The organism is Nesterenkonia sp. K-15-9-6, assembly GCF_052656005.1.
Genome location: NZ_JBQYEY010000013.1, coordinates 60227 through 86537, shown reverse-complemented (window position 1 = coordinate 86537; position 26311 = coordinate 60227). Strand labels below are relative to the sequence as shown.

The window sequence follows — 26311 nt, the reverse complement described above, 5'->3', positions numbered from 1 at the left end:
CCAGGACCAGTCGCAGGACCCGTCCAACGACCAGTCCGGGCACACCCCCGCGTCCGCGTTCAACATCGACACGGTCGAACACGCCGCCGCCACCCCGGAGACCGAGCTCCCCTGGGCCGAACTGGGCCTGAAGGAGGACGAGTACTCCCGCATCCGCGAGATCCTCGGGCGGCGCCCGACGGCGGCGGAGCTGGCCATGTATTCGGTCATGTGGTCCGAGCACTGCTCCTACAAGTCCTCGAAGGTCCACCTGCGCCAGTTCGGCGACAAGGTCACCGAGGAGATGACGAAGGACCTGATGGTCGGCATCGGGGAGAACGCCGGGGTGACGAACCTCGGCGACGGCTGGGCCGTGACCTTCAAGATCGAGTCGCACAACCACCCCTCCTATGTGGAGCCCTACCAGGGTGCGGCCACCGGGATCGGCGGCATCGTCCGCGACATCATCTCCATGGGCGCCCGCCCGGTGGCGGTGATGGACCCGCTGCGCTTCGGCGACATCGACCACCCGGACACCAAGCGCGTGCTGCCGGGCGTGGTCTCCGGCATCGGCGGCTACGGGAACTCCCTGGGCCTGCCCAACATCGGCGGAGAGGTCGTCTTCGACTCCGTGTACCAGCAGAACCCGCTGGTCAACGCCCTGGCCGTGGGCGTGATGCGCCATGAGGACATCCGCCTGGCCAACGCCTCCGGCGTGGGCAACAAGGTGGTGCTCTTCGGCGCACGCACCGGCGGCGACGGGATCGGCGGCGCCTCCGTGCTGGCCTCGGAGTCCTTCGACGACACCAAGCCCTCCAAGCGGCCCGCCGTGCAGGTCGGCGACCCGTTCTCGGAGAAGGTGCTCATCGAGTGCTGCCTGGAGCTGTTCCACGCCGAGCTCGTGGAAGGCATCCAGGACCTGGGGGCGGCGGGGATCTCCTGCGCCACCAGCGAGCTGGCCTCCAACGGTGAGGGCGGCATGCATGTGGAGCTGACCGACGTGCTGCTGCGCGACCCGTCCCTGACCCCGGGCGAGATCCTGATGTCCGAGTCCCAGGAACGCATGATGGCCGTGGTCACCCCGGCCAACGCCGAGGCCTTCGAGAAGGTCATGGCCAAGTGGGGCGTGGAGTACTCCTGGCTGGGCGAGGTCACCGACACCGGTCGGCTGATCATCGAGTGGGACGGCGAGACCATCGTCGACGTCGACCCGCGCACCGTGGCCCACGACGGCCCCGTCTACGAGCGCCCGTACCACCGCCCCTCCTGGCAGGACGAGCTGCAGGCCGACACCTTCCGCGCCTCCGCGCAGGGGGCGGACCTGCCCTCCTCCGGGGAGCAGCTGCGCGAGGCCGTGGTTGAGCTGATGACCAGCCCCAACATGGCCGACACCTCCTGGATCACGGACCAGTACGACCGTTTCGTGGGCGGCAACACCGCCCTCTCCCAGCCGGACGACGCCGGAGTGATCCGTGTGGACGAGACCACCGGCCTCGGCGTCGGGCTCTCCACCGACTGCAACGCCCGGTACGCCTACCTGGACCCCTACACCGGCGCACAGCTGTCCCTGGCGGAGGCCTACCGCAACGTGGCCACCTCGGGTGCGGTGCCGCAGGCCGTCTCGGACTGCCTGAACTTCGGGTCCCCGGAGGACCCGGAGATCATGTGGCAGTTCGCAGAGGCCGTGCGCGGCCTGGCTGACGGCTGCCAGGAGCTGGGCATCCCGGTCACCGGCGGCAACGTCTCCCTGTACAACCAGACGGCGGGCCGGGCCATCCACCCGACCCCCGTGGTGGGTGTGATGGGCCGCTTCGACGACGTCTCCCGCCGCACCCCCTCGGGCTTCGAGCGCTGGGCCGATGGTCAGGCGATCTACCTGCTGGGCGTGAACCGTGATGAGCTGGACGGCTCGGAGTTCGCCCGGATCCGGGGTCACCTGGGCGGTGTGCCCCCGCAGGTGGACCTGACCGCGGAGAAGACCCTGGCCGAGATCCTCATCAACGCCTCCCGAGACGGCATGATCGACGCCGCCCACGACCTCTCCGAGGGCGGTCTGGCGGCCGGACTGGCCGAGATGAGCCTGCGCTTCGGCGTCGGCGCCCGAGTGGCCGTGGACGGAATCTGCGAGCGCGACGGCGTAGACGCCTTCACCGCGCTGTTCAGCGAGTCCCAGGCTCGCGCCGTCGTCGCCCTGCCCCGCTCCGAGGAGGTGCGGTTCACGGACATGACCACGGCCCGTGGATTCGCCGCCCTGCGGATCGGCGTGGTCGACGCCCAGTCCGGCACCCTCGAGGTGGCCGGGCCGTTCGACGGCGGTTCCTTCACCCTCGGACTGGACGAGCTGCGCGAGGCCTGGAGCGCGGTGATCCCCAGCCGCTTCGGCTCGGAGATCTGAGCCTCACACCCCTGCATCGAGTGGCCGCGAATCCCGGCTTCTCCCCTCCCGACACGGCGTGTCACCGGGGAGATGCCGGGATTCGCGGCCACTCGTGTCAGCTCTGCGGGACGATCATCAGCGGTCCTTCCGCGTGGTGCATGATCGCCAAGGACGTGGACCCCAGGAGCATGCCGGTGAATCCACCATGCCCTCGGGTGCCGACGACCGTCAGCGGCGCCGACCGCGTCTCGTCCACCATGACTGCGGCCGCGGCGCCGTCGCGGACTTCGGTCTCCACAGTCACATCGGGGAACGCTGCCCTCACGGCGGCAGCATGCTCGGCCACCGTCTGGGTGAGCTGCTCGCGTGCGGCGCGCCGCTGCTCCTCGAGCGAGACCCAGGCCTCGACGTCCGGGGACACCGGCGCCAGCGCACTGATCAGCCGCACCGGGCAGCGGAGGGCTTGCGCCCAGCGAGCGGCCTCCTCGGCGGCCGCCCGGCTGTGCCCGGACTCGTCCACGCCGACGGCGAGGGCGGCTCCACCTGAGAAGTCCCGCGTGCCATCAGCATCCGGAGGGACGATGATCACCGGACAGTGGGAGCGCGAGGGCAGGCTGGCCGATGTGGATCCCAGCAGCATGCCGGTGAACCCTCCTCGTCCTCGCGTGCCGACGACGATGGCCGAGGCGTTGCTGGAGAGCTCTGCCAGGGCCTGGGGCGCAGGGCCACGCTTCACCATCCCGCGGGCGTCTGCGCGGTCCGCCGCCGCCTCGGCCAGTGCCTGGCGCAGCATGTTCTCGCCTTCATCCTGAATCCCGGCCTCATCGATGACGGGTTGCCCGTAGGAGGCCGCTTGGACTGCGTAGTTGGAGATCGGGTAGGCGAACACCGCAGTGAGGGGCAGTCCTGCGGATGCGGCCAGACTGGCTGCCGTGTGCAGCGCCGCCCTGGCATGCTCGGAGCCGTCGACTCCGACGACGATCCCGTGACGGGTCCCGATGGTGTCCTGTGACGTGGTCTCTGCTCGGTTCTCGGTCATCTCCCACTCCTCTGGTCCGGCGAAGCGGCGACCCACCCCACTGAGCCGAGCATAGGCGCGCGGAGGGCTGTCGCCCAGAGTTGCTGGGTCGCGACCGTTCACAGGTGAGCAGGTTCAGGCCGAGCAGTACCCAGGACGAGCGGATCAGAACTCCTCGTACTCCGCCGGGTCCTGCCCGGCGAGGCGGCCGTCCGGCTTCGCCAACGAGGCGATCCGGGCCATCTGCTCCTCGCTGAGCTCGATGTCGTAGACGTCCAGGTTCTCCCGCTGGCGGGCCGGGTCGGCGGACTTCGGCAGCGGGATGGTGCCCCGCATCAGGTGCCAGCGCAGGATCACCTGCACCGGGCTGCGGCCGAGCTCCTGGGCGATCTCGGTGACCACCGGCTCCTCCTGCAGCTGCGAGTTCCTCCCCACCGGGCTCCAAGCCTCGACGGCGATGCCACGTTCCGTGTTGGCGGCGATCTGGTCGTCTTGCGGGAACCACGGGTGGATCTCGATCTGGTTCACGCTCGGGGTCACCCCGGTCTCCCGATGGAGCCGGTCCAGGTGCTCGGGCAGGAAGTTGCTGACCCCGATGGAACGCAGCAGCCCGCGTTCCCGCAGATCGATCAGCGCCTGCCAGGCTTCCACGTAGACGTCCTGCTTCGGGTTCGGCCAGTGGATGAGGTAGAGGTCGAAGTGGTCGAGGCCGGCCCGGTACAGGGACTCCTCCACCGCCTGCACGGCCTTGTCATAGCGGTGGTACCGGCCCGGGAGCTTGGAGGTCACGCGCAGCTCGTCCCGGTCGATGCCGGAGGCAGTGATCCCAGCCCCCACGGCGCCTTCGTTCTCATAGTTGTAGGCGGTGTCCACAAGCCGGTATCCGGACCGGACGGCGGCGGCGATCGACTCGGCCCCGGCCGAGCCGCGCAGATTGTAGGTCCCGAAACCGAGTTCCGGGAGCGTGGTGCCGTCGCTGAGGGTACGGGCGGGGATGTCGATCTGGTCGGTCATGGTCTCAGACTCCTCCTGACGGGCGGGGATGCAGTGTCGGCGCGAGGGCCGCCGTGCCCATCCTGCCACCCGCTCCCCTGCGGCTGTCACGCCGTCGTGACCGACTCTGCCACCTGGCCTGGAGGCGACGTCGCATCGTGTCATCTCCGTCCGCGGCGACCTGTCATGGTGCACACTGCTAGGTGTTGAACAGTGTTCAAATCGCACCGTCAGGAGACCCTCCCCATGTCCACACTGCAGCAGAGCACCCCGCCCGGATCCCCGACGTCCGGATCCCCGACACCCGGAACCCCGACGCCCGGATCCTCGACCTCGGTGGCCCGGCCGACGACCTCCTCGGTGGCCACCGCCCGCGCGCTGGCCCAGATCGCGGTCTTCGCCGGGCTGATCGCCGCCCTGGGACTGCCCGGGGCGATCCCCGTGATGGGCATGGCGGTCCCGGTCACCGCGCAGACGCTGGGCGTGATGCTCGCCGGGACGGTGCTCGGCCCGTGGCGCGGCGCCGCTGCAGTGCTCGCCTTCGAGGCCCTGGTGGCGCTGGGCCTGCCGCTGTTGGCCGGTGGTCGCGGCGGTCTGGGCGTGTTCTTCGGGCCCAGCGCCGGCTACCTGGCGGGCATGGTGGTCGGCGCCGCCGTCATCGGGCTGATCGTCCACGGGGTGCGGCGCACGGGCCCGGTCCGCCCCACCTGGCTGCGCACGGCGCTGGGCTGCCTGATCGGCGGCATTCCCGTGATCTACACCTTCGGCATTCCTGTGCAGGCCTGGGTGACCGGCCTGGGCCTGGGCGAGACCGCCCTGCTCGCCACGGCGTTCCTGCCCGGGGATCTGCTGAAGGTGATCCTGGCCGTGCTGGTGACCATGACGCTGCGTCGGACCTACCCCCAGGTGTTCGCCCGATGAGCCAGGCAGGCGCGTCTCCCACGCTGCGTCCCCTGCGCGGGAGCGACCACCGGCGTGTGCTGGCTGATGCGCTGGCCGCCCGGGCGGCCGGGGAGGTGCCGCTGGTCGGCGACGAACGCTGGTCCCCGGAGCACTGGGAGACCCTGCTCCGCTCCGTGCAGCGCAGTCCCCTGCCGGCGGGGGCCGCGTGGGCCTCGTTCACCTCCGGCAGCACCGGCCGGCCCCGCGCCATCCTGCGCAGCGCCCGCTCCTGGGAGGTCTCCTTCGCAACGGTGGACGCCACCCTGGGCATCCAGGACGACGACGCCGTGCTCGTCCCCGTCCATCCCGTCTCCTCCATGGCCACCTACGCCGTCGCCCATGCGCATCACCGCGGGCTCCGCTGGTCGACGCCGGCAGGCGCCCGTCTGCGTTCGGCCGACCTGGACGGCCCCACGGTCCTTCACGGCACCCCGGTGCATCTGCAGGAGACGGTCGAGCTGCTGGAGTCCGGTGGGCCGACCACGCTGCGCGCGGCCTTCATCGGTGGTGCTCGGCTCGGCCTCGGCCTCGCGGCCCGGGCCCGCGCCCTGGGGCTGCAGGTGGTCACGTACTTCGGTGCCGCGGAGCTCTCCCTGGTGGCCGTGGACGCCGGAGACGGCCTGCGTCCGGTCCCCGAGGTGGAGGTGGACGTCCGCTCCGGGACCCTGTGGGTGCGCAGCGAGCAGACCGCCCTGGCGGTGCTCGGCGAGGGCGGCTCCTTCCGACGCGACGGCTCTTGGGCCACCGTCGGTGACCGTGCCTTCGTGACCTCCGAGGGGATCCTGACCCTGCAGGGCCGGGTTGACGACGCCATCCTCACCGGCGGCGCCACGGTGGTCCCTGCCGACGTCGAGGCCTGGCTGGAGAGCCTGCCTGCGGTGCGGGCGGCCCTGGTGCTGGGCGAACCGCATCCCCGTCTCGGCCACCTGGTCACCGCCTGCGTGGAGCCCACGCAGGAGGCGGCCCTCGACGCCCGCGTCCTGACCGAGGCCGCGCGGTCCGGGCTGAGCCCGGCCCAGCGGCCCCGGAAGTGGCGGCTGGTGGCCGAGCTTCCGCGCACCCCCAGCGGGAAGGTCCGCCGACTCGGGGCGGACGAGGCGTTCACCCTGTCTCTGGCCGCTGCGCCGGCCATCACGGAGGCCGCGCGGTGAGCGGGGCGACTGGCACAGGTGCTACGGGGTCTGGAGCTGCGGAGGTCGCTGTGGTCTCCGGCCTGCGCACCCCGGTCACAGGCCGCTCCCGGGCCCTGTCCTCCGTGCCGGCGCATCAGGTGGCGGGCAGGGTGGTGGCCGCCGTCGCGGAGTCCGCGGACCGTGCCCCGCAGGCGGTGGTGCTGGGCAACTGCACCGGACCCGGCGGCAACCTCGGCCGGGTGGCGGCACTGGACGCAGGGTTCGGGGAGAGCTGCGTGGGCTGGGGTGTGGACGCCCAATGCGGCTCTGGCCTGGTGGCGGTCATTCAGGCCGCCGACCACGTGCGACGCACCGGAGCTCCCGCAGCCGCCGGCGGGGTGGAGAGCCCCTCCACCGCTCCGGTGCGCATGGTCGACGGTGCTCCCATCCGGCAGGCGCGCTTCGCCCCGGAGGGCTTCGCCGATCCGGACATGACCGCGGCCGCCGATGACCTCGCCGCCGCCTGCGACATCTCGCGGGCGCGACAGGAGGCCTTCGCCCTGCGGAGCCATCGGCTGGCTCTGCAGCACGAGACTCTGCTCCGCCGTGAGCGGATGCCCGGGACGGCGCCCTGGGGGTCGGTGGTCGACGACGGCCCGCGCAGCCTCTCCCCCGGCATGCTGGCCCGCTTCCGCCCGCTGGTGGACTCACCGAGCGCGACGGTCACCCCCGCGACGGCGGCGCGCATCGCCGACGGCGCGGCAGCCGTGATGCTCGTGCCCGCGGATCAGGCATCGGGGCCGCATCTGGTCATCCAAGGCCAGGCGCTGGTCGGTGGGGATCCGGCGCTGCCGGGCCTGGCGGCCGCGCCGGCGGTACGTGCCGTGCTGGCGCAGGCGGGCGCCGTCGTCGCCGATCTCGCCGCGCTGGAGGTGGTGGAGGCCTACGCCTCCCAGGCACTGGCGACCCTCGACGACATGGGCCTCACCGACGGCGCCCAAGTGGTGGACCCCCGGGTCAATGCGGCCGGCGGGGCGCTGGCGCTGGGGCACCCGTGGGGCGCCTCCGGAACGATGGTGCTGGTCCGTCTGCTGCACCGGCTCCTCGAATCCCCGCCCGGCGCGCTCGGGGTGGCGGCCTGCGCGGTGGCGGGCGGAATGGGTGCCGCAATGCTGGTGGAACGGCGGTGACGGTGGCCAGCCTCTGAAGGGAGCGCACCTGAGCCTGCGCTCACCGCAGCCGCGTCAGCCACTCCTCCGCCTCCCGGGGACGGCGGAAGCGCACCACCTGCAGATGCGGAAACTGCTCCTCGAGCGCGGGGATCACTGGCCGCAGTCGCTTCCGGGTTCGGATCCCCCAGCGGATGATGTGGCTCTGGTCGGTGAAGAACCCACTCAGCGGCCCCTCGCGGTTGCCGTTCCACAGCTCCTCCCCGGTCAGCCGGCGGCGCACGGTCCGGCGCACGAGTCTCTGGAACGTGAACCAGGTCGGCCAGTCCAGCCACAGCAGGGTGTCCGCGCGAGCACTGATCAGTGGGCTGACCTCCCCGTACCCGTATTCGATCACCCACCGCTGACCCGCAGTGAAGGAGTCGACATCGTCGGTGAAGCTCTCCCGGGGAACCCAGCCCTCTCCGTGGTAGAGGGAATCGAGCTCCACGCGCGGGCAGTCCAGCATCTCTGCCAGCCGGTCCGCCAGCGTGGTCTTTCCGGCACCGGAGGTCCCCGCGACGGCGATGCGGCGCGGCGTCCAGGTGATCGGGTCCTGCGAAGTCAGCACCGCAGCAGTGTAATCACCCCGGTCGACGGACCGCACCCCCTTCGGCCGGGAGGCATGCCCCCGGAGCGCGCGAACGGCTAGCGTCAGGCCATGACGTATGTGAACACGGGGTCCTTCGTGACCCAGCCGGGTCGGCGCGATGACGTCGTCGCCATCCTGACCCGCCATTCCCCGCAGCTGGCCGCCTCCGGCTGCCGCAGCTATGAAGTCGGCGTGGACGACGCCCAGCCGGACACCGTCTTCGTCGCCGAGATCTGGGACTCCGCCGAGGCCCATGAGCAGTCGCTGCACCTGGAGAGCACCCGAGAGGCCATCGCCGAGGCGATGCCTCTGCTGACCGGGGAGATGACCCAGCAGCACTTCACCTCCGTGGGGTCCCCGCTGCGGGACTGAGACGGCTGTCCTCAGCTGAGCCGCGGAAGCGCCTCCAGCAGATCCCGAGTCGAGACCACCGTGGCGAACTCCCCGTGCAGGTTCGTGGCCGTGGCCCGGACCAGTTCATCGGCGGTGAGCACTCGGCCGTCAGGGCCGACGCGGTCGAAGGTGTGGGTGGCGTCCAGGGCGAAGATCACCCGGCGCCCCAGATTCCCGCCCACCCGGGCCGTGGTCTCGCAGCAGTGGTTGGTGGTGATCCCGCAGACCACGATCGTCGTGATGGCTTCCGCCTGCAGCCAGGCGTCCAGATCCGGTGTTCCGTGGAAGGAGGAGTTCACGGACTTCACCACTTCCAGGGCGGCGGCCCCTTCCACGAACGGCTCCAGCTGGTGGCCCTCCTGGGCGGGGTGCAGCGGCGATCCGGGGTCCGTGGAGGCGTGCCGGACGATCACCACGGGCATCTCCGCGGCCCGCCAGGCCTGGGTCAGGCGCTGGATGTTCTGCTCGCTGTCCGGGGTGTTGCGCCGCCCCCAGTGCGCGGCGTCGCGGAAGCCCTGCTGGACGTCGACGACGATCAGCGCCGTCGCCGGGGTGATGCCGAGGCTCGCAGTCATGTGGCCACCGTACACCGCTTGCTACCCTGACCAGCGTCGGTCCGGATGTCCGGCGGGAAGTGAGGCGACGGATGAGCATGCGCGTGCCGATCGAGCTGCGCTGGGGCGACCAGGACGCCTTCGGGCATGTGAACAACGCCGCGGTCATGCGGATCCTGGAGGAGGCCCGCACCCGCGGCTTCTGGCGCCCCTCGGATCACGACGACGGCGGTTTCCCGCCGCTGACCGCGGAGTCGCCGGTCTGGTCCGTGGTCGCCGAGGTCAGCATCCGGTACCGGCGGCAGATCGACTATCAGACCGCGCCGGTGATCGTGGAGATGAGTATCGCCAAGCTGGCCGGGGCGAGCCTGGACATCGCCTACCGGCTCTTCGCCGACGGTGACACCGAGCCGAGGGTCACCGCCACCACCCGGATCGTCACGGTCGACCGGGACACTGGCCGCCCCTGCCGCCTGCCCGCTGAGATGCGCGAGGCCTTCGCGCAGCACACGGCGTGACGCGGCGCGGCCCGACGTTCCGGTCGGCTGCTGACGATGACTGACGCTCATACCCTCGACGCCGTCCGCGCGTCCTACCGTACCCGCGCCGAGGAGTACATCGCCGCACTCGGGAGCATCACCCAGGCGCACCCCGACGACGTCGCGCTCATCCAGCAGTGGGCCGGGAGCCTTGACGGACCGGTGGTCGACGTCGGGTGTGGGCCCGGACAGTGGACGGATCTCCTCCGGAGCATGGGCGTCGAGGCGTGCGGCGTCGACCCCGTGCCGAAGTTCATTGAGAGCGCGCGGGACACGTATCCCGGCGCACGGTATCGCGTCGGTCGAGCGGAGCGCCTGAGCGTGGACTCCGGCACTCTGGGCGGCGTGCTGGCCTGGTACTCACTCATCCACACCGCCCCTGAGCACATCGGCGCACCCCTGGCCGAGTTCGCCCGATGCCTGCGACCCGGAGGCGATCTTGCGCTGGGATTCTTCACCGGGCCCAGGGTGGAGCCCTTCGACCACGCCGTCACGACCGCCTACTACTGGCCCATAGACACCCTCGCAGCCGAGGTCGAAGCGGCAGGGTTCACGGTGACCCGCACTGCCACGCGCACCGGTTCGGGGCATCGGCCGCACGGCGCGCTGCTCGCCACCCGGTGATCACCGCATGCTGAGACCGTTCTGCACCCTCACATCACGTCTGCACCACACAATCTGGTGGTGCAGACGTGATTCGCGTGTGCAGATCGAGGAGGCGAGTACCCGAGGCGCCCTCACAACGGGTTCAGGGCATCGCCCCCACGGCGCGCTTGTCGCCGCTCGCTGACATCCAGAATTGGCACGTGTCGGAAGCCTATCGCCGCACCCGACTCAGGGAGTCACACGCCTCACAAGTTCTGCTGCTCCGGATTCACCAGGAACATCTGCGGGTAGTCCGCACAACCGACGGCATCGCTCACAGGTGGGTCGAAGTATCCCCCGGACAGCTCCACACCCTCACCGGTGGGCAGAGACGCACCATCCGGCAGAGTGACTCCACCTCCGGGATCTTCCTCGGTCCCCTCGGGAAAGATCACCCCATAGTCAGTGCCATCGTCTGCACCATAGAGACAACCGGCCTCGTCGATGCCGACCTCACCGACGAAGCGGGCCTCCGGGCGTCCGTCATCACCACTGGTATCGGTGGTCAGGAATGTGAACTCCTGGGTCTCGATCTCCTCGATGGAACTCCCCCATGCCTGACAAGCAGCCACAGACAAGCACACTTCTGCCACAATCGCAGCTAGGATCGCCGCCCCACTGCGGTCCATCCGGGCCACTCCTCTCGGAGGACGGGAAGTCGCCCTAGCCGTGGGCGTTGTTTCCTCTCCAACTTTGTCACGGGGCCTGCCATCGGTCACACCCAGACGCGCACCGGCCCGGGGCATCGTCCGCACGGCGCGCTGCTCGCCACCCGGTGATCACCGCATGCTGACACCGTTCTGCACCTACACATCACGTCTGCCCCACGCAATCTGGTAGTGCAGACGTGATTCGAGGGTGCAGATCGAGGAGGAGGGCGTCCGGACCACCCTCAGAACGGGTTCAGCAGCCGGTGCACGAACCGCTGGGTGCGTTCCCGCCGCGGCTGACGCAGGACCTCGCTCGCAGGCCCCTCCTCCACCACGACGCCGCCGTCCATGAAGACCACCTGGTCGGCGACCTCCCGGGCGAAGGCGAGCTCGTGGGTCACCAGCACCATGGTCCAGCCCTCTTCGGCCAGCTCCTTGATCACGGTGAGCACATCACCCACCAGCTCCGGATCCAGAGCGGAGGTGGGCTCGTCGAAGAGCAGCAGCGCTGGCTTCAGCGCCAGGGCGCGGACGATCCCGACCCGCTGCTGCTGACCACCCGAGAGCTGGTGCGGGTACTGGTCACGCTTGTCGGCCAGCCCCACCCGGTCCAGCAGCGCCTCCGCGTCGGCGATCGCCTCCGCCTTGGGCCGCCGCTGCACCTGCACCGGCCCCTCGATGACGTTCTGCAGCACGGTCTTGTGGGGAAAGAGGTTGTAGCTCTGGAAGACCATCGCGCTGCGGAACCGCAGGGACTCCTTCTGCCGCCGACTGGTCCGCGGGGTGAAGGTCACCTCCGGGCCGCCGTCGAAGGTGATGGTGCCGGCGTCGGGACGCTCCAGCCCGTTCAGGCAGCGCAGCACCGTGGTCTTGCCGGACCCGGAGGGTCCGATCAGCGCCAGCACCTTCCCGGCATCGACCTGGAGATCGATGTGCCGCAGGACCTCATGATCCCCGAAGGACTTGTTCAGCCCGGACACGCGCAGCAGCGGGCCACCGGAGACGGCGACGGGAGCGCCGAGCCCCGGAGTCTGAGCTTGCGACATACCTGTCCAACCTCCTCTCAAGCAGATCCTGCCCGGCGGAGAGCACCAGGCAGAACATCCAATAGATGACAGCAGCCTCGATGTAGAGCACCATGAACTGCTGGCTGAACGCCGCGATCTGCTGAGCGACCCGGAACATCTCGGTCACCAGGATCAGCGAGGCCAGGGAGGTGTCCTTCACCAGGGAGATGAACGTGTTGGACAGCGGCGGCACCGAGACCCGCGCGGCCTGGGGCAGGATCAGCCGACGCAGCGTCTGTACGTGCGTCATGCCGATCGTGTACCCGGCCTCCCACTGCCCCTTGGGCACCGAGAGGATCGCGGCACGGATCACCTCGGCCGCATAGCCGCCCACGTTCAGGGTGAATGCGATGACCGCACTGGGCCAGGGGTCCAGGGTCACCCCGATGGACGGCAGCCCGAAGAAGATCACGAACAGCTGGACCAGCAGCGGGGTGCCGCGGATGACGGAGATGTAGGCGCGCGCGAGCCAGGAGACGGGCCGGATGCTGCTGATCCTCATCAGCGCGACCACCAGCGCCAGCACGAGCCCCAGCGAGAAGCTGGCCAGCGTCAGCGGGATCGTGCCGGTCAGCCCACCTTTGAGCATGGGCCAGAACGAGTCGGCCACCAGCTCCCAGTCCAGGTCAGTCAACCACTCCATGACCGCGCGACCTCAGCTCACTGGGAGACGTCGGCGTCGAAGTACTCTTCGCTGATCTCGGTCAGCGTGCCCTCCTCGGCCAGTTCGGCCAGGGCCTCGTCGACGGCCTCCACCAGGGACTCGCTGCCCTGCCGGAAGGTCAGCGCCGCCTGGGACTGGTCCTCGGTCTCGGCCGCGATCGCGATGTTCTCGTTGTCCTCGGTCGCTTGGTAGTCCAGGTAGGTGAGCTTGTCATTGATCGTGGCGTCGACCCGGCCCTGCTCCAGAAGGGTCACCGACTGGGCCCATCCCTCGACGGACTCCACATCGGCCCCCGCCTCGACGGCGACGTCGTACCAGTTGCTCGTCAGCGACTGCGCGGTGGTCTTGCCGTCGAGGTCCTCGAAGCTGGAGATCTCGTCGTTGTCCGCCAGGGTGACGATCACGCCGTTGCTCACCGTGTAGGGCTCGGAGAACAGGTAGGTCTCCAGGCGGTCCTCCGTGATGGAGACCTGGTTGGCGATCACGTCGAAGCGCGCGGACTCCAGCCCGGCGAACATGGCGTCCCACTGGGTCTCCTCGAAGTGGACGTCGACGCCCAGCTTCTCCGCCACCGCGGTGACGACCTCGACGTCGTAGCCGGTCAGCTCACCGGAGCCGCCCTCATGGTAGGAGAACGGCCGGTAGGTGCCCTCGGTGCCGACCGTCAGCACACCGTCCTCCTGCACGTCTTCCAGCGTGAGCCCGGGGGCGGCCTCCTCCTCCGTCTCGTCACCGGTCTCAGCGGTGTCATCGGCGCTGCAGGCCGCCGTGGAGACGAGCAGGGCGGCGGCGGCCGCAGTGGTCAGCAGACGGCGGTGAGTCATGGTTCTCCCCCAGGATATTCGTGACATTGGGTGGGCGGGAGCGCGAGCGACGCCCCGTCCGACGAGCAGGTGAGCGAGCAGACCGGCAGGCAGGTCGCCACAGACAGGTCAGTCGAGAAGCGAACGTAGCACGCCGTTCTGCCGGAAACCGACGCAGATGACGGCAGACGACCTGCCCACCATGGACAACCCGAGGCGCCTCCGGCTGATTCCCCGTCCGCCGCCGAACCGCCGGACAGAGCTCGGCCGTCCCTCAGTCCTCAGCGGACCCGGCCCCTGCAGGACTGACCTCGGCACAGGCGACGACGGCGCGGGGGCGGCCGACCAGCCGCAGCCGACCCTCGGGGCGGATGAGATGCCCCCTCTCCGCGAGGCGACCGTCCGGCAGGGTCACGGCCCCGGAGAGCACGGCCACCCCGACCGTCTCCCCGGGCAGCTCCGCCGGGGCCCCCTCCAGCTGCCGCACATGAACCGCACCACGGGCCTGGGAACGGTCGACCATGAGGTTCAGGGCCTGCTGAGGACCGGCAGACCCCAGCTCGACGGCGACGTCGTCCTCCCCGGCGAAGCTCACCGGCACCCCAGGGTCCACCCGGCGAGCCTGCCCGTGGACGGTCAGGCGGACCGGCCCCGGTGTCACGAGGGTGAACACCCGGTCCACCCCGGCCAACCGGGAGAAGGGACTGCTCTGGGTCAGATCGGCCAGGCTGATCCGCCAGCGGAATCCGGGCCCCTGGTCGGCGCCGCGCAGGGCGGAGACACCGGTGGCGATCTCCCTCGTGGTGCCCAGTCCATTGGCCCACGGCACGGGGCTCAGCTGCTGGGGGTGGATGATCCGGTGCGTCATGGGTCGCCTCGTCCTTCGTCTGCCGCCATGTCGTCCGTCGCGATGTCACTCCGCCGTCCGACGGCGACTGGGCGTCACGATAGCAGCGGCTCAGCGCAGCAGCGCGATCAGCTCCGCACGGTTCCGGGTGCCGGTCTTGCGCAGCAGCTTCGAGATGTGGAACTTCACCGTGTGGTCGCTGATGCCCAGCTCCGCGGCGATCTCAGCATTGCGGGACCCTCGGGCCAGGTGCTGCAGCACCTCGGCCTCACGGGGGCTCAGCTCCCCGAGGTCCTCCATGGGCAGAGGCGCCGGCGCCGGGTCCAGGGGGATGGCGATCGTGACCTCAGTGCCCCATCCCGGCGTGGAGTCCACGTCCATCCGCCCGCTGAAGGCGCTGAGGTGCTCGGCGATCGGCCGCAGCGCGTCATCGTGGGCGCTGAGCTTCCCGTTGCCGTCGTCGCGCAGGTGGATCAGCAGGTGCAGGCCGTCGCAGTCCCAGTGGACGCGCACCCGACGGGCTTCGGAGGAGTCGACGACGGTCAGCACGGCGCTGCGGACGATGGCCCTCGCCGCCTGGGCCACATCGCCGGGCAGCGCCCGGCCGTTGGGCGGCGGCTCCACGAACTCCACGTCTACGCGGCCATGACGCACCAGCGGACGGAGCTCGGCCTTCAGACGCCCGAAGGCTCCAGTGACCGGCTCCAACAGATCAGCCCCTTGGCGGGCGGAGGAGCGCGCCTCCACCAGCGCCGCGGCGGCGATGCCGATCGCGGTCTCCCGCGCGTCCCGATCCGCCAGTCGAGGCGAGCGCAGCGCGGCCAGAATCGTCTCCAGCGTCACCGCCTGACGGTCCGCCAGCTCCGAGACGGAGCGGGCGTGCTGGGACGCATGGCGCCGATCCGCGGGCGCGGGCAGCTCCGCCGCGGCTCGAAGCTCCTCGGGGTGCGAGGCACCGTGGGGCTCCTCAGTCTGTTCGGGGTCCTGCGTCATGCCCCACAGGCTAGCCGACCTGCCCGTCCGGGCAGTCCTGGCCGAACGGGCAGTCTCACTGGACCTTCGAGGGATGGTGCAGGGCCCCACGGGTGGGCAGGATCGTCCCCATGACCGCGAACATCACGCTCACCACGCACGCCACCGTCGGCAGTGCGCTGCAGGAGATCACCGCCGAGCTCGCCCGGAGCTCCGACACCCTGACGCTGGCCGGGCGCACCCTGGAGGACCTCGCCGAGGTCGTCTCGGGCGCTGAGCGGGTCTTCGTCCTGGGCTCGGGCCGCACGAGCCTGGCGCTGAAGATGACGGCGATGCGTCTCATGCACCTCGGGATCACCACCCACGTGGTCGGCGAGACCACCGCCCCGGCGATCCGCGCAGGGGATGTGCTGCTGGTGGCCAGCGGCTCCGGGACCACCCCGGGAGTCCTGCGGGCCGCTGAGAAGGCCCAGAGCCTGGGCGCCACCGTCGCCGCGCTGACGGCCACGCCGGATTCGCCTCTGGCGGGACTCGCCCACGTCACGGTGGCCGTCCCGGCGGCCGCCAAGCTGGATCGCAGCGGAGCCGCCTCGACCCAGTACGCCGGAAGCCTCTTCGAGCAGAGCCTCATGATCCTCGGGGATGCGCTGTTCCACGCCCTGTGGCAGCGCAGCGGGCTGACCGGTGACGACCTCTGGCCGAGCCACGCCAATCTCGAATGACGTCCGCCCCCGACCCACCGTCTCGACCCAACACCCCCAGACTCTGAAGGAGAATCCTCATGAAGATCCAGTTCGCCATGGACACCCTCACCACCGAGCAGGCCCTGGAGTGGGCCGCCGCGGCGGCACCCCACGTCGACATCCTGGAACTCGGCACCCCGCTCATCAAGAGTGAGGGACTCCGCGCGGTCACCGCCGTGAAGGAGGCCCACCCGGACAAGGTCGTCTTCGCCGACCTGAAGACCATGGACGCCGGCGCTCTGGAGGCTGAGATCGCCTTCGCCGCCGGCGCCGACCTCGTCACCGTGCTGGGCACCGCGGATGACAGCACCATCGCCGGCGCCGTCGACGTCGCCCGCCGCCACGGCAAAGGCGTCGTCGTGGACCTGATCGGCGTCAAGGACAAGGCGCACCGGGCCCAGGAGGTCGTGGAGCTCGGGGCCCAGCTCGTCGAGATGCACGCGGGCCTGGACGAGCAGGCCCAGGAAGGCTATTCGCTGGATGACCTCCTCACCGCGGGGCGGGCCTCCGGCGTGCCGTTCTCCGTGGCCGGCGGCGTCAGCGCCTCCACGGTCGCCGACGTGCAGGCCGCGGGCGCGCAGATCGCCGTCGCCGGCGGGGCCATCTACTCGGCCGAGGACATCGGGGCGGCCGCCCAGGCGCTGCGCGCGGCAGTCACCGTCCCCGCCTGATCTCCCCCGACACTCACCTGGGGTCCGGCAGGGAAGCTCTGCTTCCCTGCCGGACCCCAGTAGTCTGTGCCCATGGCAGCCGATGCTCCACCTCCCCTTCCCGCCACCGGTCCGTGGTGGTGCGCGCTGCTGCGCGGCATCGGCCCCGGGAACCCGAACATGCGCAATGAGAAGCTGCGCGGCGTCGTGGAGGACCTCGGCTTCTCTGAGGTCGCCTCGGTGATCTCCAGCGGAAACCTCGTCTTCCGCGCAGAGTCCGAGCACACAGACCGCGGCCTCCCAGAGCACGACGGCGGCGAGCTCGGCTCGGCCGCCCGCGCCGCGGCGGAGGCGCGCATCCAGGCGGCGCTGCAGGATCAGCTCGGCATCACCGGCGGCACCATCCTCCGCAGCCGGGAGGAGTTGGCGGACCTGGTCGCCTCAGCCCCCTTCGGGGACCGCGAACATGCCAGGTCCAGCTATCTGACGGTGACGTTCCTGAAGGATCCCGGAAGGTTCGCAGGTCCTGCGGGCACCGCCGTCGTCGACGCCCTGGGCGAGCCGCCGTCGTCGGCGATCCAGGTGGTGGGCGTCCACGGACCCGCGGCGGCGGTGCTGGCCGTCACCGACACCACCGCCACGAAGTCCCCGGATGTGATGGCCTGGCTGGAGCGCCGCCTGGGCAAGGACATCACCACCCGCACCTGGCGGACCGTGGAGCGCGTCCTGGCGACGATGCCCTGAGCCCACCGAGGCGGGTTCCTCCGACCCCAGCCCTCAGAACGCGGGCAGCAGCGTCTCGCTGTGCTCCTCCACCAGGAACTCGCGCACCTCGTCGGAGGTCATGGCCTCCTGGAGCGCCTGGATCTTCTCGGTCTCGGCGTCCTCGGCACGGGCGACCAGCTGGATGGCGAAGCGCTGGTCCACGGTCTCCTCCAGCAGGACCGCATCCTCCGGAGTGAGGCCCACCCGGGCGATGTAGGTCGGATAGTTGTAGACCAGCGCCACGTCGACCTCCTCGTAGGCCGAGGACAGGTTCAGCAGATCCACCTGCACCCATTCCAGGTCATGAGGGTTCTCCTCGACATCGGCGATCCGCCCCTCGAAGCCCACCCCGTCGGCCAGGCTGATCAGCCCGTGCTCGTCCAGGATGGCCAGGGCGCGTCCCTCGTTGGAGGCGTCATTGGGGATCGCCACCTTCGCGCCGTCGGGGATCTCGGCGACGTCGTCGTAGTCCCGGGAGTAGAAGCCCACCTTGGCGTCGTAGATGGGGGCCAGCGCCTGAAGCTCAGCATCGTGCTCGGCGTTGAACGCCTCCATGTACGGCTCGTGCTGCGCGAAGTTCGCGTCCACCTCGCCGTCGGCCAGCAGACGGTTGTACTGGACGTTGTCGCTGACCTGGACCAGCTCCACGGTCCAGCCGTCCTCTGCGGCGACGTCGGCCGCGACCTCCACGACGTCGGTCATCGGCGACATATGGGAGGCCACCCGGATGGTGGTGTCCTCGCCCTCTGCCGCGGGTGCGCCGTCGGCATCGCCGCAGCCGGTGAGCAGCAGGGCTCCGACGGCCAGCACGACGGCGGGTGCGGCAGCCCCGGTGGACCGCCGGCCCCGACGGCGGGGGCCGCCGATCCGGGCGCTGCGGACGGGGTCACGGTGGTGGTGTCGAGGTGACATGGTCTCCTTCTTCGGGGTGTGAGCGAGGGACAGAGAGTGGACCGCAGTGCGCAGGTCGGCGCAGGCGCGGTCAGCGGGTGCGGCGGTCAACGGATCCGACGATCGAGACGCCGGGAGGTCCAGGTGCCGAGGCCCTGGATGGCCATGACCACCACGATCATGATGAGGATGGTGGCGTACATGACCTCGTACTCGTAGGTCTGGTAGCCGTAGCGGATGGCGAAGTCCCCCACGCCGCCGCCGCCGACCACGCCCATGATGGTGGAGTAGGAGACCATGGAGATCGTCACCGTGGTCAGGCTCAGCACCAATCCGGAGCGGGCCTCCGGGTACAGGAACCGGGTGACCAGCTGGAGCGTGCTCGCCCCCAGGGAGTCGGCCAGCTCCACCGTCTGCCGGGGCACATCCAGCAGGGTCTGCTCCACCCAGCGGGCGTAGAGCGCCACCGCCACGAAGGCGAGCGGCACTGACGCTGCGGTGGTGCCGAAGGAGGTGCCCAGCATCCAGCGGGTGAACGGGATCAGGGCCACCACGAAGAGCAGGAACGGCACCGAGCGGACCACGTTCACATAGCCGTTGAGCAGCGCGTAGATCCCGGCCTGCGGCTGAGGGCCGTTCTTCCGGCTCAGGTACATCCAGGTGCCGATCGGCAGGCCCAGCAGCACCGCCGCGAGCAACGAGTTGCCCAGCATCACGCCGGTCTCGGCGATGGACTGCAGCATCTCTCCGCGGTAGGCGTTCAGGCTGGCGCAGAGCTCGTCCAGACGCCCGAGGGCCCCCTGAGCGGCTGCTTCCTGCCCGCTCATGCGAGGTACCTCTGCGCGCGTTCGGCATAGGAGGAGTACGCCTGACGCGGCGGTGGGGCGACGACGTCGGTGACGGCGGTGAGGCGGCCGCGTTCCAGGACCGCCGCCCGGTCGCAGGAGGCCTTGACGACGTCGAGCTCGTGGCTGACCAGCACGATCGTGGTGCTCAGCTCGCGGCGGACCTGCCCGAGGATGTCCATGACCTCCTCGGTGTGGTGGTCGTCCAAGGCGGAGGTGGGCTCGTCGCAGAGCAGGATTCCCGGGTCCGTGACCAGGGCACGGGCGATCGCGACCCGCTGCTTCTCCCCGCCGCTGAGCAGACTGGGGTGCTGGTGGGCACGGTCCGCCATGTTCACGAAGTCCAGCATCTGCATGACCCTCTCCCGCTCCCTGCGGCGCTGCAGCCGCAGGGGCAGGGCGACATTGTCGAAGGCGGTCTTATTGGCCAGCAGGTTGAACTGCTGGAACACCATGCCGATGCGACGACGCTGCGCCCGCCGGGCGCGAGGGCTGAGCTCCGCCAAGTCCACCCCATCCACCCGGACTCGCCCGGAGGTGGGTGCTTCGAGATGGTTGATCAGCCGCAGCAGGGAGGACTTCCCGGAACCGGACTCCCCGACGACGCCGAACATCTCCTCATCCCGGATGGTGAGGTCGATGCCGCGCAGGGCGTGGACCTCACCCCCGCGCCGACCCGCTCCCCGGCGTCGGTAGCTCTTGGTGACCTGCTGCAGCTCGATCATCCGAGCCTGCTCGTCAGGGTCTGTGCTGAAGCGTCCACGACCCGTCTCAACGCGCCGGGAGGTCGGAGAATTCCACCGCCTCCACCCGCGGCCCAGGGTGACCGCCGGAGACGTCCGCCGCACCGGTGAGCAGCTTCGAGACCGGACACCGCGCGTGGGCGGCCTCCACGTGGGCCCGCGCCTGCTGGGCGCTCATCCCCTCGACGGCGGCCGCCGCCCGAGGCACGAAGCGATACCCCACTCCGGTGCGGTCCCGATGCAGCTCCACCTCCACCCGGACCCTGCTGCGTGCGGCGATCCCGGCCTCGGCGAGCACGATCTCCAGCGTGGCGTTGAGGCAGGTGCTCCAGGCCATGCCGAGCAGCTGCTCCGGATCGGCGCCGGGCCGGGCGCCGTCGGCCGGGGCGGCGTCGAACGGCGAGGCGGTCGGCAGTGAGGGCCCTCCCGTGGCGCGGACGTGCCCAGAGGTGCCGCCGTCGTTGACCACGGACGCCGTGTAGAGGGGCCGGGCGGCGTCGTCAGTGGCCCTGTCGACCCCCGGGGGTCCCGCTGGAGTGCTCATGCACCCATGCTAGGGCGGCGCAGCGCCTGATCGATGCCGCGCGCGGTGACCTCGTCGGTGACCAGGATGTTGAACCAGCCCGCGCGGGCGGCGGCGATGATGCTGGGGACCTTCTGCATGCCCGCCGCCGCGGCGACCCGCGTGGGCACAGCCTTCAGCGTGTCCGCGGGGATGCGGACCATCCGCTCACTGCCGGGGAACGTCACCTCGACGCCGGCCTCGTCGTAGAAGGCCAGGCATACGTCCCCCACCGAGCGGGCCAGTGACGGGTGGTCGCGCGGCACCGATCGCGAGATCGAGGCGCGGGTGGAGGCCGGAGCGCCGACGCCGACCAGCGCCACTTTGGCCGAGCGCCAGTCGTCGACGATCTGCCGATACCCCGGGTCGTCCTGCAGGGCGTCGAGCAGCGCGGCCGACGGCATCGAGGGCGCGAACAGGTAATGCGGGTACCCGCCGGAGGTCACGGTGAAGGCCCGGACCACCTCATTGGTCTGGTGCCAGGCATCCGGCTCCGCCTGGCCGCCCACGGTGGGTGCCACGACGACGCCGCTGAAGTCCCCCAGGGGCTGCTGCGCCAGGGCGTAGGTCGTCTCCCCGGAGGAGATCAGCAGGACGTCGCCGGCGCTGAGCGGCGCCTCGGCGAGCGCATGACGGGTCATCGGCCCGAGGCCGGGACCGAGCCGTCCGGACTGATCGCCGGGGGCCAGATGCACCTCATGCAGTCCCAGGCTGTCGCGCAGCGCACGCCGGAGATCGTCGGAGCCCACGGAGCTGGGGCGATGCACCCGGATCTCCACGATGCCCAGTCGGCGGGCCTCGCCGAGCATGCGGCTGATGGACGGGCGGGACACCTGCAGCTGCTCGGCCACCTGCGCCTGGGTGGCGCCCTGCTCGTAGTACATCTGCGCGGCGCGGTAGAGCCGGTCGAGCTCCTCGAGGCCGGGTTCTCCCTCGCCCGCGGGTCGGGCCGGGGTGGGGTCTCGGTCCACAGGTGTGCCTTCCAGGTCGGTGCAATGGGGACCGCGCGCGGCTCGGCATCCGGGGCAGGAACACCGATGCCCGCTGGTCGACGGGGCTCCCCTCAGGGTATCTCGGCTCACATCACACCCGGTGAACATATGTGCTTGACGTCTGTTCAGGTGACGCTACCATGGTCATCACGTGATCCGCCCCACGTGATCCGTCACTCATCCGCACCGGTCGGACCCACGACGGCGCACCTGCCACCTACGAGGAGCACACCGATGACCACCACCTCAGCCACCGCACACGCCACCTCCCCGGTGGCGGCCACCGCCCCCGGGGCGGAGATCCCCGGCACCATGCGCGCCGTCGTCGTCCACGGCCCGCAGGACTACCGCCTCGAACGCCGCCCGGTCCCCACTCCCGGCCCCGGCGAGCTGCTGCTGCGCACCGACGCCGTCGGCGTCTGCGCCTCGGACCTGAAGTGCTACCACGGCGCCGAGAAGTTCTGGGGCGGCGAGCACAAGCCCGCCTGGGCCGAGACCGACCGCATCCCGGGCCACGAGTTCGTCGGCACCGTCGTCGCCGCGGGCGAGGGCGCCCTGGCCGCCCGCGGCGTGGACTTCGGCGACCGCCTGGCCTGCGAGCAGATCGTCCCCTGCGGCGACTGCTTCTACTGCGGCCGCGGCATCTACTGGATGTGCGAACCCCACGACATGTTCGGATTCAAAGGCTTCGACGGCGCCATGGCCGAGTACGTGCTGGTCCCCGTCCAGGCGCTGACCCACCCGGTGTCCGCCGACCTGCCCGGTCAGTTCGCCGCCTTCTCCGAGCCGCTGTCCTGCGCCATGCACGCCGTGGAGCGCGGGGGCATCCAGTTCGAGGACACCGTAGTCATCGCCGGGGCCGGCCCGATCGGCCTCTCGGCGATCGCCGGGGTGCGGCAGAAGAACCCGCTGCGCATCATCGCCCTGGACATGGTCGAGGAGAAGCTCGCCCTCGCCAGGACCGTCGGCGCCGACGTGACCATCAACATCGCCGAGGAGGACGCCGTCGCGAAGGTCAAGGAGCTGACCGGCGGCTACGGCGCCGACGTCTACATCGAGGCCACCGGCCACCCCTCGGCGGTGGGCCAGGGGCTGAACCTGCTGCGCAAGCTCGGCCGTTTCGTGGAGTACTCCGTCTTCAAGGACAAGGCCGCCGTGGACTGGTCGATCATCTCCGATGACAAGGAACTGGACGTCCTCGGCGCCCACCTGGGCCCGCATTGCTGGCCGGCGGCCATCAAGCTCATCGAGGACGGCGTGCTGCCCATGGAGCAGATCTGCACCCACCAGTACCCGCTCGAGCGCTTCCAGGACGCCCTGGACATGGTGGCCGACTCCTCCGGACAGTCCGTGAAGGTCTCCATCCTGCCCAACGGGCCGATCCCCGTCGGATCCGCCAACAATCTCCAGGACGGTGAAGCATGAGCACCACCGCGACCACCACCCGGGGGCCGCTGCCCGCCGGGCACCCGGACGAGACCCGCCTGGACCGCATGGGCATGCCGCACATGCTCCGCTTCGGGTTCTTCGGCCTGCTGCTGGTGATGACCGGCGTGGGCGTGGAGTCCAACATCCTCGCCCCGCATATGGTGGAGGTCCTCGGCTCCCCCGAGGCCACCGTCTCCGCGATCATCACCGGCCACTCCATCTCGGTGCTGATCGCCTCCTACCTAGGCGGATCCCTCTCCGACCTGTTCGGTCCGCGCCGCATCATGGCCGCCGGCGCGGCGATCTTCATCGTCTTCCAGGTGCTGTTCCTGCTCGCCCTGGCCGCGGGAAGCCTGGAGATGGCCGCCGTCACCTACTTCCTGCGCGGCTTCGGGTTCCCCATGTTCGCCTTCGCGTTCATCGTGTGGGTCAACGTCACCGCCCCGCCGGAGCGGAACTCGACGGCGATCGGCTGGTTCTACGTGATGTACACCGGCGGCCTGCCCACCCTGGGCTCACTGGTCGCCATCGGCGCGATCCCCGCCTTCGGCGGCGGAGGGGCCGGCGGCATCGGCGAGACCGGCGCCATGTGGCTCGCCGGAGGGCTCGTGGCCGCCGGCTTCCTGCTGGCCCACGTCGGCATCCGCGACCCCCGCGGCTCCCAGCGACTCGCGCCCGCCGGGGAGTCGGCCTCCCAGGTGCTCACCGCCGGGATCCGGCTGACCTTCACCAACCGGAGGGTCGCCATGGGCTTCCTGATCCGTCTGATCAACACGGCCCCGCAGTTCGGCATGTTCATCATGCTTCCGGTGGTCATCTCCACCACGCTCGGCTGGGGTCAGTCCCGCTGGCTGGCCATGACCGTGGCGGTCTATGCCACCAACATCCTGGTCAACGCCGTCTTCGGCGCCATCGGCGACCGCTGGGGCTGGCGGCGCACGGTCAAGTGGTTCGGCATCACCGGCTCCGCGATCGGCCTGCTGCTGTGGTGGTACGTGCCGCACCTGGTCCCGGCCGGGTCCACCTGGGGATACATCGTCTCGGTGATCGCCGGTTGTGTGTTCGGCTGCCTGCTGGCCGGCTTCGTACCGATGGGCGCGATCATGCCGGCCCTGGCCCCGGACCACCGTGGCGCGGCGATGGCCATGTACACCACCGCCGCCGGCGGCGCGACGTTCCTCGGCTCCGCCGTGGTCGCGATCGTATTCAACATCGCCAACTGGGTGGGCATGAGCGACTTCGCCCGCAACTCCCTGGTCGTCTGGGTCTTCGTCGGACTCTACGCCTGCGCCTTCGTGATGATCCGGCACCTGAAGGTCCCCCAGGACGAGATCAAGGAGAAGCACGGCAGACTCTTCGGCCGCCGCGAGGTCCCGCTGGCCGACGAGCCCGTGGACCCCGCGCAGCCGCTGCCCGTCGACCCCTCGGACGAGGCCCCGGCGCGCACTGACAGCACCACCGCGACACAGCGCTGAGGGCCGCGACCCCCTGCTGACCGCCACTGCACACGACGACGGCGGCCCGCCGTCCTGAGCCGGGCCGCCGCCGTCTCCCACCACCCCAGGAGCCCCACCGTGACCACCCTGTACAACGACCCCTCCACCTTCATGGAGGACCAGCTCGCCGGCTTCCTCGACGCCTACGCCGACCGGCTGCGCGGCGTCGAGGGCGGCGTGGTCTCCGCCGCGCCGCAGGACAGCCCGGAGGTCGCCGTCGTCGTCGGCGGCGGTTCCGGCCACTACCCGGCCTTCTCCGGACTGGTCGGCCCCGGGCTCGCCCACGGCGCCGTCGTCGGCAATATCTTCACCTCCCCCTCGGCCAGCCGGGCCTGCACGGTCGGCCGCGCCGCAGACGCCGGCCGCGGCGTGATCTTCACCTTCGGCAACTACGCCGGTGACGTCATGAACTTCGGTCTGGCCACCCAGCGTCTGGCCGCTGAGGGCATCGACGCGCGCGTGGTGGTGGTCACCGATGACATCGCCTCCGCGGACGAGCACGAGAAGCGCCGCGGCATCGCCGGGGACTTCACCGTGTTCAAGGTGCTCGGCGCCGCCGCCGCAGAAGGGCTCGACATCGACGCCGTCGAAGCCGCGGGCCAGCACGCCAACGCCATGACCCGCACCCTGGGGGTGGCCTTCTCCGGCTGCACCATGCCCGGATCCGGGGAGCCGCTCTTCGAGGTCCCCGAAGGGCACCTGGGCCTGGGGCTGGGCATCCACGGCGAGCCCGGCATCGAGGACGTGCCCATGCTCAGCGCCGACGAACTCGCCGGGCTGTTCGTGGACCGGGTGCTGGCCGAGGCCCCGGAGGGCGCCGGGCGCCGGGTGGCGGCGATCCTCAACGGACTGGGCACCACCAAGTACGAGGAGCTGTTCCTGGTCTGGGGCCGGGTGTCCGCGCTGCTGCGGGACCGCGGCTATGAGGTGGTCCAGCCCGAGATCGGCGAGCTGGTCACCAGCCTGGACATGGGCGGCTGCTCCCTGACCCTGATGTGGCTGGACGACGACCTCGAACGCTGGTGGACCGCCGATGCGTACACCCCGGCGTTCAAGCGGGTGGCCTCCGCCCTGCCCGTCGGCACTGCCGACCACACCGCCGCAGAGGCGGCACCGGAGGCCGCCGCGACCCCCGCCGCCGGGGAGGCTGGCCGTGCCCTGGCCGGCCAGGTCCGCGCCGTGGTCTCCGATCTGGCCGTGCTGCTGGAGGAGAAGTCCGGCGAGCTGGGCCGCATCGACGCCGTCGCCGGCGACGGCGACCACGGCCGCGGCATGCTGCGCGGCATCACCGCCGCCCAGGCCGCCATCGCTGAGGCCCCCGACCATGCCGGGGCGGCCGCCGTGCTGCGCGCCGGCGGACGCGCCTGGGCCGACGACGCCGGCGGCACCTCCGGGGTGCTGTGGGGCGCGGCCCTGGAGGCCGCCGCCGGGACCCTCGACGACGCCGCCTCCTCCTACGCCGCCGAGGACGCGGTCGCCGCGGTGCAGGCCTTCCAGGACTCCATGCAGCAGCTGGGCCGGGCACAGGTGGGCGACAAGACGCTGCTGGATGCCCTGGTGCCGTTCGTGGACGCCCTGGCCGCCGCCGTCGCCGGTGGTGCCTCGCTGGCCGACGCCTGGTCCTCGGCCAGCGCGGAGGCCGCCAAGGCTGCCGAAGCCACCCAGGACCTCCGCCCGGCGGTGGGCCGCGCGCGTCCGCTGGCGGAGAAGAGCCTCGGCACCCCCGACGCCGGGGCCGTGTCCATGGCGATGATCCTGGGCCGCATCGCCGAACACCTGCGTTGAGCTCCACCCCTGCGCTGGTCCCGGCGCTCCACACCCTGCCCCACACCCTGACCTCA

28 protein-coding genes are annotated in these 26311 nt (G+C 70.8%); 13 read left to right on the top strand and 15 right to left on the bottom strand.

The genetic code is table 11. The features are described from left to right. The first annotated feature begins 64 nt into the window (after positions 1 to 64). Positions 65 to 2374, top strand: coding sequence for a phosphoribosylformylglycinamidine synthase subunit PurL (gene purL, locus SD455_RS09910; protein ID WP_445508003.1), 2310 nt, complete (start codon positions 65 to 67; stop codon positions 2372 to 2374). Between the two features lie 97 nt (positions 2375 to 2471). On the opposite strand, the gene SD455_RS09905 is transcribed toward purL, so the two are convergent. Together SD455_RS09905 and SD455_RS09900 are read right to left on the bottom strand one after the other, a co-directional pair. Continuing rightward, positions 2472 to 3395, bottom strand: coding sequence for a universal stress protein (locus tag SD455_RS09905; protein ID WP_070162061.1), 924 nt, complete (start codon positions 3393 to 3395; stop codon positions 2472 to 2474). 144 nt (positions 3396 to 3539) lie between these two features. Further along, positions 3540 to 4388 carry an aldo/keto reductase gene (locus SD455_RS09900; RefSeq protein WP_445507995.1) on the bottom strand — a complete coding sequence of 283 codons (849 nt, stop codon included), beginning with the start codon at positions 4386 to 4388 and terminating at the stop codon, positions 3540 to 3542. A gap of 225 nt (positions 4389 to 4613) precedes the next feature. Here SD455_RS09900 and SD455_RS09895 point away from each other — a divergent pair, with 225 nt between their 5' ends. The 3 genes from SD455_RS09895 to SD455_RS09885 are packed head-to-tail and all read left to right on the top strand — an operon-like array spanning position 4614 to position 7611. Then, entirely contained in the window at positions 4614 to 5288 is a 675-nt protein-coding gene (locus SD455_RS09895; protein ID WP_083277746.1) for a biotin transporter BioY, read from the top strand. Continuing rightward, a complete protein-coding gene (locus SD455_RS09890; protein ID WP_445507994.1) occupies positions 5285 to 6460 on the top strand; it encodes a class I adenylate-forming enzyme family protein in 1176 nt (391 codons plus the stop codon). The genes SD455_RS09895 and SD455_RS09890 overlap by 4 nt, the downstream gene beginning before the upstream one ends. Before the next feature lie 50 nt (positions 6461 to 6510). Beyond that, a complete protein-coding gene (locus SD455_RS09885; RefSeq protein ID WP_445507993.1) occupies positions 6511 to 7611 on the top strand; it encodes a thiolase family protein in 1101 nt (366 codons plus the stop codon). Between the two features lie 40 nt (positions 7612 to 7651). On the opposite strand, the gene SD455_RS09880 is transcribed toward SD455_RS09885, so the two are convergent. Next, positions 7652 to 8200 carry an AAA family ATPase gene (locus SD455_RS09880; RefSeq protein WP_070158616.1) on the bottom strand — a complete coding sequence of 183 codons (549 nt, stop codon included), beginning with the start codon at positions 8198 to 8200 and terminating at the stop codon, positions 7652 to 7654. A gap of 90 nt (positions 8201 to 8290) precedes the next feature. Between SD455_RS09880 and SD455_RS09875 the strand changes: the two genes are divergently transcribed. Further along, a complete protein-coding gene (locus SD455_RS09875) occupies positions 8291 to 8593 on the top strand; it encodes a putative quinol monooxygenase (RefSeq protein WP_070158617.1) in 303 nt (100 codons plus the stop codon). A gap of 11 nt (positions 8594 to 8604) precedes the next feature. Here the strand turns inward: SD455_RS09875 and SD455_RS09870 are convergent, their stop codons facing one another. Then, the gene (locus SD455_RS09870; protein WP_070158618.1) at positions 8605 to 9189 is read right to left on the bottom strand and encodes a cysteine hydrolase family protein; all 585 of its coding nucleotides are present in this window, start codon (positions 9187 to 9189) and stop codon (positions 8605 to 8607) included. A gap of 77 nt (positions 9190 to 9266) precedes the next feature. Here SD455_RS09870 and SD455_RS09865 point away from each other — a divergent pair, with 77 nt between their 5' ends. Both SD455_RS09865 and SD455_RS09860 read left to right on the top strand, forming a co-directional pair. Further along, positions 9267 to 9686: an acyl-CoA thioesterase gene (locus SD455_RS09865; RefSeq protein ID WP_170922710.1), complete on the top strand. Its 420-nt coding sequence runs from the start codon at positions 9267 to 9269 to the stop codon at positions 9684 to 9686. Between the two features lie 36 nt (positions 9687 to 9722). Then, positions 9723 to 10331 (top strand): class I SAM-dependent methyltransferase, encoded by a 609-nt coding sequence (locus SD455_RS09860; protein ID WP_070158620.1) that lies wholly within the window; start codon positions 9723 to 9725, stop codon positions 10329 to 10331. A gap of 227 nt (positions 10332 to 10558) precedes the next feature. Here the strand turns inward: SD455_RS09860 and SD455_RS09855 are convergent, their stop codons facing one another. From SD455_RS09855 to SD455_RS09830, 6 genes are all read right to left on the bottom strand, one after another. Next, positions 10559 to 10981 carry a hypothetical protein gene (locus SD455_RS09855; RefSeq protein ID WP_445507992.1) on the bottom strand — a complete coding sequence of 141 codons (423 nt, stop codon included), beginning with the start codon at positions 10979 to 10981 and terminating at the stop codon, positions 10559 to 10561. Between the two features lie 263 nt (positions 10982 to 11244). Next, on the bottom strand, positions 11245 to 12048 hold the full coding sequence (locus SD455_RS09850) for an amino acid ABC transporter ATP-binding protein (RefSeq protein WP_445507991.1): 804 nt from the start codon (positions 12046 to 12048) through the stop codon (positions 11245 to 11247). Further along, positions 11948 to 12694, bottom strand: a complete 747-nt coding sequence (locus SD455_RS09845) for an amino acid ABC transporter permease (RefSeq protein ID WP_445508002.1) — start codon at positions 12692 to 12694, stop codon at positions 11948 to 11950. The genes SD455_RS09850 and SD455_RS09845 overlap by 101 nt, the downstream gene beginning before the upstream one ends. 35 nt (positions 12695 to 12729) lie before the next feature. Beyond that, positions 12730 to 13557 carry an amino acid ABC transporter substrate-binding protein gene (locus SD455_RS09840; protein WP_445507990.1) on the bottom strand — a complete coding sequence of 276 codons (828 nt, stop codon included), beginning with the start codon at positions 13555 to 13557 and terminating at the stop codon, positions 12730 to 12732. A gap of 253 nt (positions 13558 to 13810) precedes the next feature. Further along, positions 13811 to 14404 carry a HutD/Ves family protein gene (locus SD455_RS09835; protein ID WP_445507989.1) on the bottom strand — a complete coding sequence of 198 codons (594 nt, stop codon included), beginning with the start codon at positions 14402 to 14404 and terminating at the stop codon, positions 13811 to 13813. Between the two features lie 90 nt (positions 14405 to 14494). Next, positions 14495 to 15376 (bottom strand): LuxR C-terminal-related transcriptional regulator, encoded by an 882-nt coding sequence (locus tag SD455_RS09830; RefSeq protein ID WP_445507988.1) that lies wholly within the window; start codon positions 15374 to 15376, stop codon positions 14495 to 14497. Positions 15377 to 15486: 110 nt separating this feature from the next. Between SD455_RS09830 and hxlB the strand changes: the two genes are divergently transcribed. The 3 genes from hxlB to SD455_RS09815 all read left to right on the top strand — a co-directional run bounded on the left by hxlB (position 15487) and on the right by SD455_RS09815 (position 17492). Beyond that, positions 15487 to 16077, top strand: a complete 591-nt coding sequence (gene hxlB / locus SD455_RS09825) for a 6-phospho-3-hexuloisomerase (protein WP_445507987.1) — start codon at positions 15487 to 15489, stop codon at positions 16075 to 16077. 59 nt (positions 16078 to 16136) lie between these two features. After that, positions 16137 to 16769, top strand: a complete 633-nt coding sequence (hxlA, locus tag SD455_RS09820; protein ID WP_445507986.1) for a 3-hexulose-6-phosphate synthase — start codon at positions 16137 to 16139, stop codon at positions 16767 to 16769. 72 nt (positions 16770 to 16841) lie between these two features. Then, positions 16842 to 17492: a DUF1697 domain-containing protein gene (locus SD455_RS09815; RefSeq protein ID WP_445507985.1), complete on the top strand. Its 651-nt coding sequence runs from the start codon at positions 16842 to 16844 to the stop codon at positions 17490 to 17492. A gap of 33 nt (positions 17493 to 17525) precedes the next feature. Here SD455_RS09815 and SD455_RS09810 read toward each other — a convergent pair whose 3' ends face one another. From SD455_RS09810 to SD455_RS09790, 5 genes are all read right to left on the bottom strand, one after another. Next, positions 17526 to 18425: a MetQ/NlpA family ABC transporter substrate-binding protein gene (locus SD455_RS09810; RefSeq protein ID WP_445507984.1), complete on the bottom strand. Its 900-nt coding sequence runs from the start codon at positions 18423 to 18425 to the stop codon at positions 17526 to 17528. Between the two features lie 86 nt (positions 18426 to 18511). Beyond that, positions 18512 to 19231: a methionine ABC transporter permease gene (locus SD455_RS09805; protein ID WP_445507983.1), complete on the bottom strand. Its 720-nt coding sequence runs from the start codon at positions 19229 to 19231 to the stop codon at positions 18512 to 18514. Further along, positions 19228 to 19974 carry a methionine ABC transporter ATP-binding protein gene (locus SD455_RS09800; RefSeq protein ID WP_445507982.1) on the bottom strand — a complete coding sequence of 249 codons (747 nt, stop codon included), beginning with the start codon at positions 19972 to 19974 and terminating at the stop codon, positions 19228 to 19230. Before SD455_RS09800 ends, SD455_RS09805 begins: the two co-directional genes overlap by 4 nt. Positions 19975 to 20020: 46 nt before the next feature. Next, on the bottom strand, positions 20021 to 20536 hold the full coding sequence (locus tag SD455_RS09795; protein WP_445507981.1) for an OsmC family protein: 516 nt from the start codon (positions 20534 to 20536) through the stop codon (positions 20021 to 20023). Beyond that, positions 20533 to 21525: a sugar-binding transcriptional regulator gene (locus tag SD455_RS09790; RefSeq protein ID WP_445507980.1), complete on the bottom strand. Its 993-nt coding sequence runs from the start codon at positions 21523 to 21525 to the stop codon at positions 20533 to 20535. The genes SD455_RS09795 and SD455_RS09790 overlap by 4 nt, the downstream gene beginning before the upstream one ends. Positions 21526 to 21780: 255 nt before the next feature. Between SD455_RS09790 and SD455_RS09785 the strand changes: the two genes are divergently transcribed. The 3 genes from SD455_RS09785 to SD455_RS09775 all read left to right on the top strand — a co-directional run bounded on the left by SD455_RS09785 (position 21781) and on the right by SD455_RS09775 (position 26255). Beyond that, a complete protein-coding gene (locus SD455_RS09785) occupies positions 21781 to 22971 on the top strand; it encodes a zinc-binding dehydrogenase (RefSeq protein WP_445507979.1) in 1191 nt (396 codons plus the stop codon). Next, positions 22968 to 24449: an RbtT/DalT/CsbX family MFS transporter gene (locus SD455_RS09780; protein WP_445507978.1), complete on the top strand. Its 1482-nt coding sequence runs from the start codon at positions 22968 to 22970 to the stop codon at positions 24447 to 24449. The genes SD455_RS09785 and SD455_RS09780 overlap by 4 nt, the downstream gene beginning before the upstream one ends. A gap of 99 nt (positions 24450 to 24548) precedes the next feature. Further along, positions 24549 to 26255, top strand: coding sequence for a dihydroxyacetone kinase family protein (locus SD455_RS09775; protein WP_445507977.1), 1707 nt, complete (start codon positions 24549 to 24551; stop codon positions 26253 to 26255). Positions 26256 to 26311 lie beyond the last annotated feature (56 nt).

What these genes read in the sequence shown, in the direction of transcription:
- SD455_RS09815 (WP_445507985.1), top strand. Translation starts at nt 16,842, where the DNA reads ATGGCAGCCGATGCTCCACCTCCCCTTCCCGCCACCGGTCCGTGGTGG.
- SD455_RS09840 (WP_445507990.1), bottom strand. Translation starts at nt 13,557, where the DNA reads ATGACTCACCGCCGTCTGCTGACCACTGCGGCCGCCGCCGCCCTGCTC.
- SD455_RS09795 (WP_445507981.1), bottom strand. Translation starts at nt 20,536, where the DNA reads ATGAGCACTCCAGCGGGACCCCCGGGGGTCGACAGGGCCACTGACGAC.
- SD455_RS09895 (WP_083277746.1), top strand. Translation starts at nt 4,614, where the DNA reads ATGTCCACACTGCAGCAGAGCACCCCGCCCGGATCCCCGACGTCCGGA.
- SD455_RS09860 (WP_070158620.1), top strand. Translation starts at nt 9,723, where the DNA reads ATGACTGACGCTCATACCCTCGACGCCGTCCGCGCGTCCTACCGTACC.
- hxlB (WP_445507987.1), top strand. Translation starts at nt 15,487, where the DNA reads ATGACCGCGAACATCACGCTCACCACGCACGCCACCGTCGGCAGTGCG.
- SD455_RS09875 (WP_070158617.1), top strand. Translation starts at nt 8,291, where the DNA reads ATGACGTATGTGAACACGGGGTCCTTCGTGACCCAGCCGGGTCGGCGC.
- SD455_RS09865 (WP_170922710.1), top strand. Translation starts at nt 9,267, where the DNA reads ATGCGCGTGCCGATCGAGCTGCGCTGGGGCGACCAGGACGCCTTCGGG.
- SD455_RS09830 (WP_445507988.1), bottom strand. Translation starts at nt 15,376, where the DNA reads ATGACGCAGGACCCCGAACAGACTGAGGAGCCCCACGGTGCCTCGCAC.
- SD455_RS09800 (WP_445507982.1), bottom strand. Translation starts at nt 19,974, where the DNA reads ATGATCGAGCTGCAGCAGGTCACCAAGAGCTACCGACGCCGGGGAGCG.
- SD455_RS09805 (WP_445507983.1), bottom strand. Translation starts at nt 19,231, where the DNA reads ATGAGCGGGCAGGAAGCAGCCGCTCAGGGGGCCCTCGGGCGTCTGGAC.
- SD455_RS09785 (WP_445507979.1), top strand. Translation starts at nt 21,781, where the DNA reads ATGACCACCACCTCAGCCACCGCACACGCCACCTCCCCGGTGGCGGCC.
- SD455_RS09835 (WP_445507989.1), bottom strand. Translation starts at nt 14,404, where the DNA reads ATGACGCACCGGATCATCCACCCCCAGCAGCTGAGCCCCGTGCCGTGG.
- SD455_RS09780 (WP_445507978.1), top strand. Translation starts at nt 22,968, where the DNA reads ATGAGCACCACCGCGACCACCACCCGGGGGCCGCTGCCCGCCGGGCAC.
- SD455_RS09905 (WP_070162061.1), bottom strand. Translation starts at nt 3,395, where the DNA reads ATGACCGAGAACCGAGCAGAGACCACGTCACAGGACACCATCGGGACC.
- SD455_RS09810 (WP_445507984.1), bottom strand. Translation starts at nt 18,425, where the DNA reads ATGTCACCTCGACACCACCACCGTGACCCCGTCCGCAGCGCCCGGATC.
- SD455_RS09900 (WP_445507995.1), bottom strand. Translation starts at nt 4,388, where the DNA reads ATGACCGACCAGATCGACATCCCCGCCCGTACCCTCAGCGACGGCACC.
- SD455_RS09855 (WP_445507992.1), bottom strand. Translation starts at nt 10,981, where the DNA reads ATGGACCGCAGTGGGGCGGCGATCCTAGCTGCGATTGTGGCAGAAGTG.
- SD455_RS09850 (WP_445507991.1), bottom strand. Translation starts at nt 12,048, where the DNA reads ATGTCGCAAGCTCAGACTCCGGGGCTCGGCGCTCCCGTCGCCGTCTCC.
- SD455_RS09890 (WP_445507994.1), top strand. Translation starts at nt 5,285, where the DNA reads ATGAGCCAGGCAGGCGCGTCTCCCACGCTGCGTCCCCTGCGCGGGAGC.
- SD455_RS09870 (WP_070158618.1), bottom strand. Translation starts at nt 9,189, where the DNA reads ATGACTGCGAGCCTCGGCATCACCCCGGCGACGGCGCTGATCGTCGTC.
- hxlA (WP_445507986.1), top strand. Translation starts at nt 16,137, where the DNA reads ATGAAGATCCAGTTCGCCATGGACACCCTCACCACCGAGCAGGCCCTG.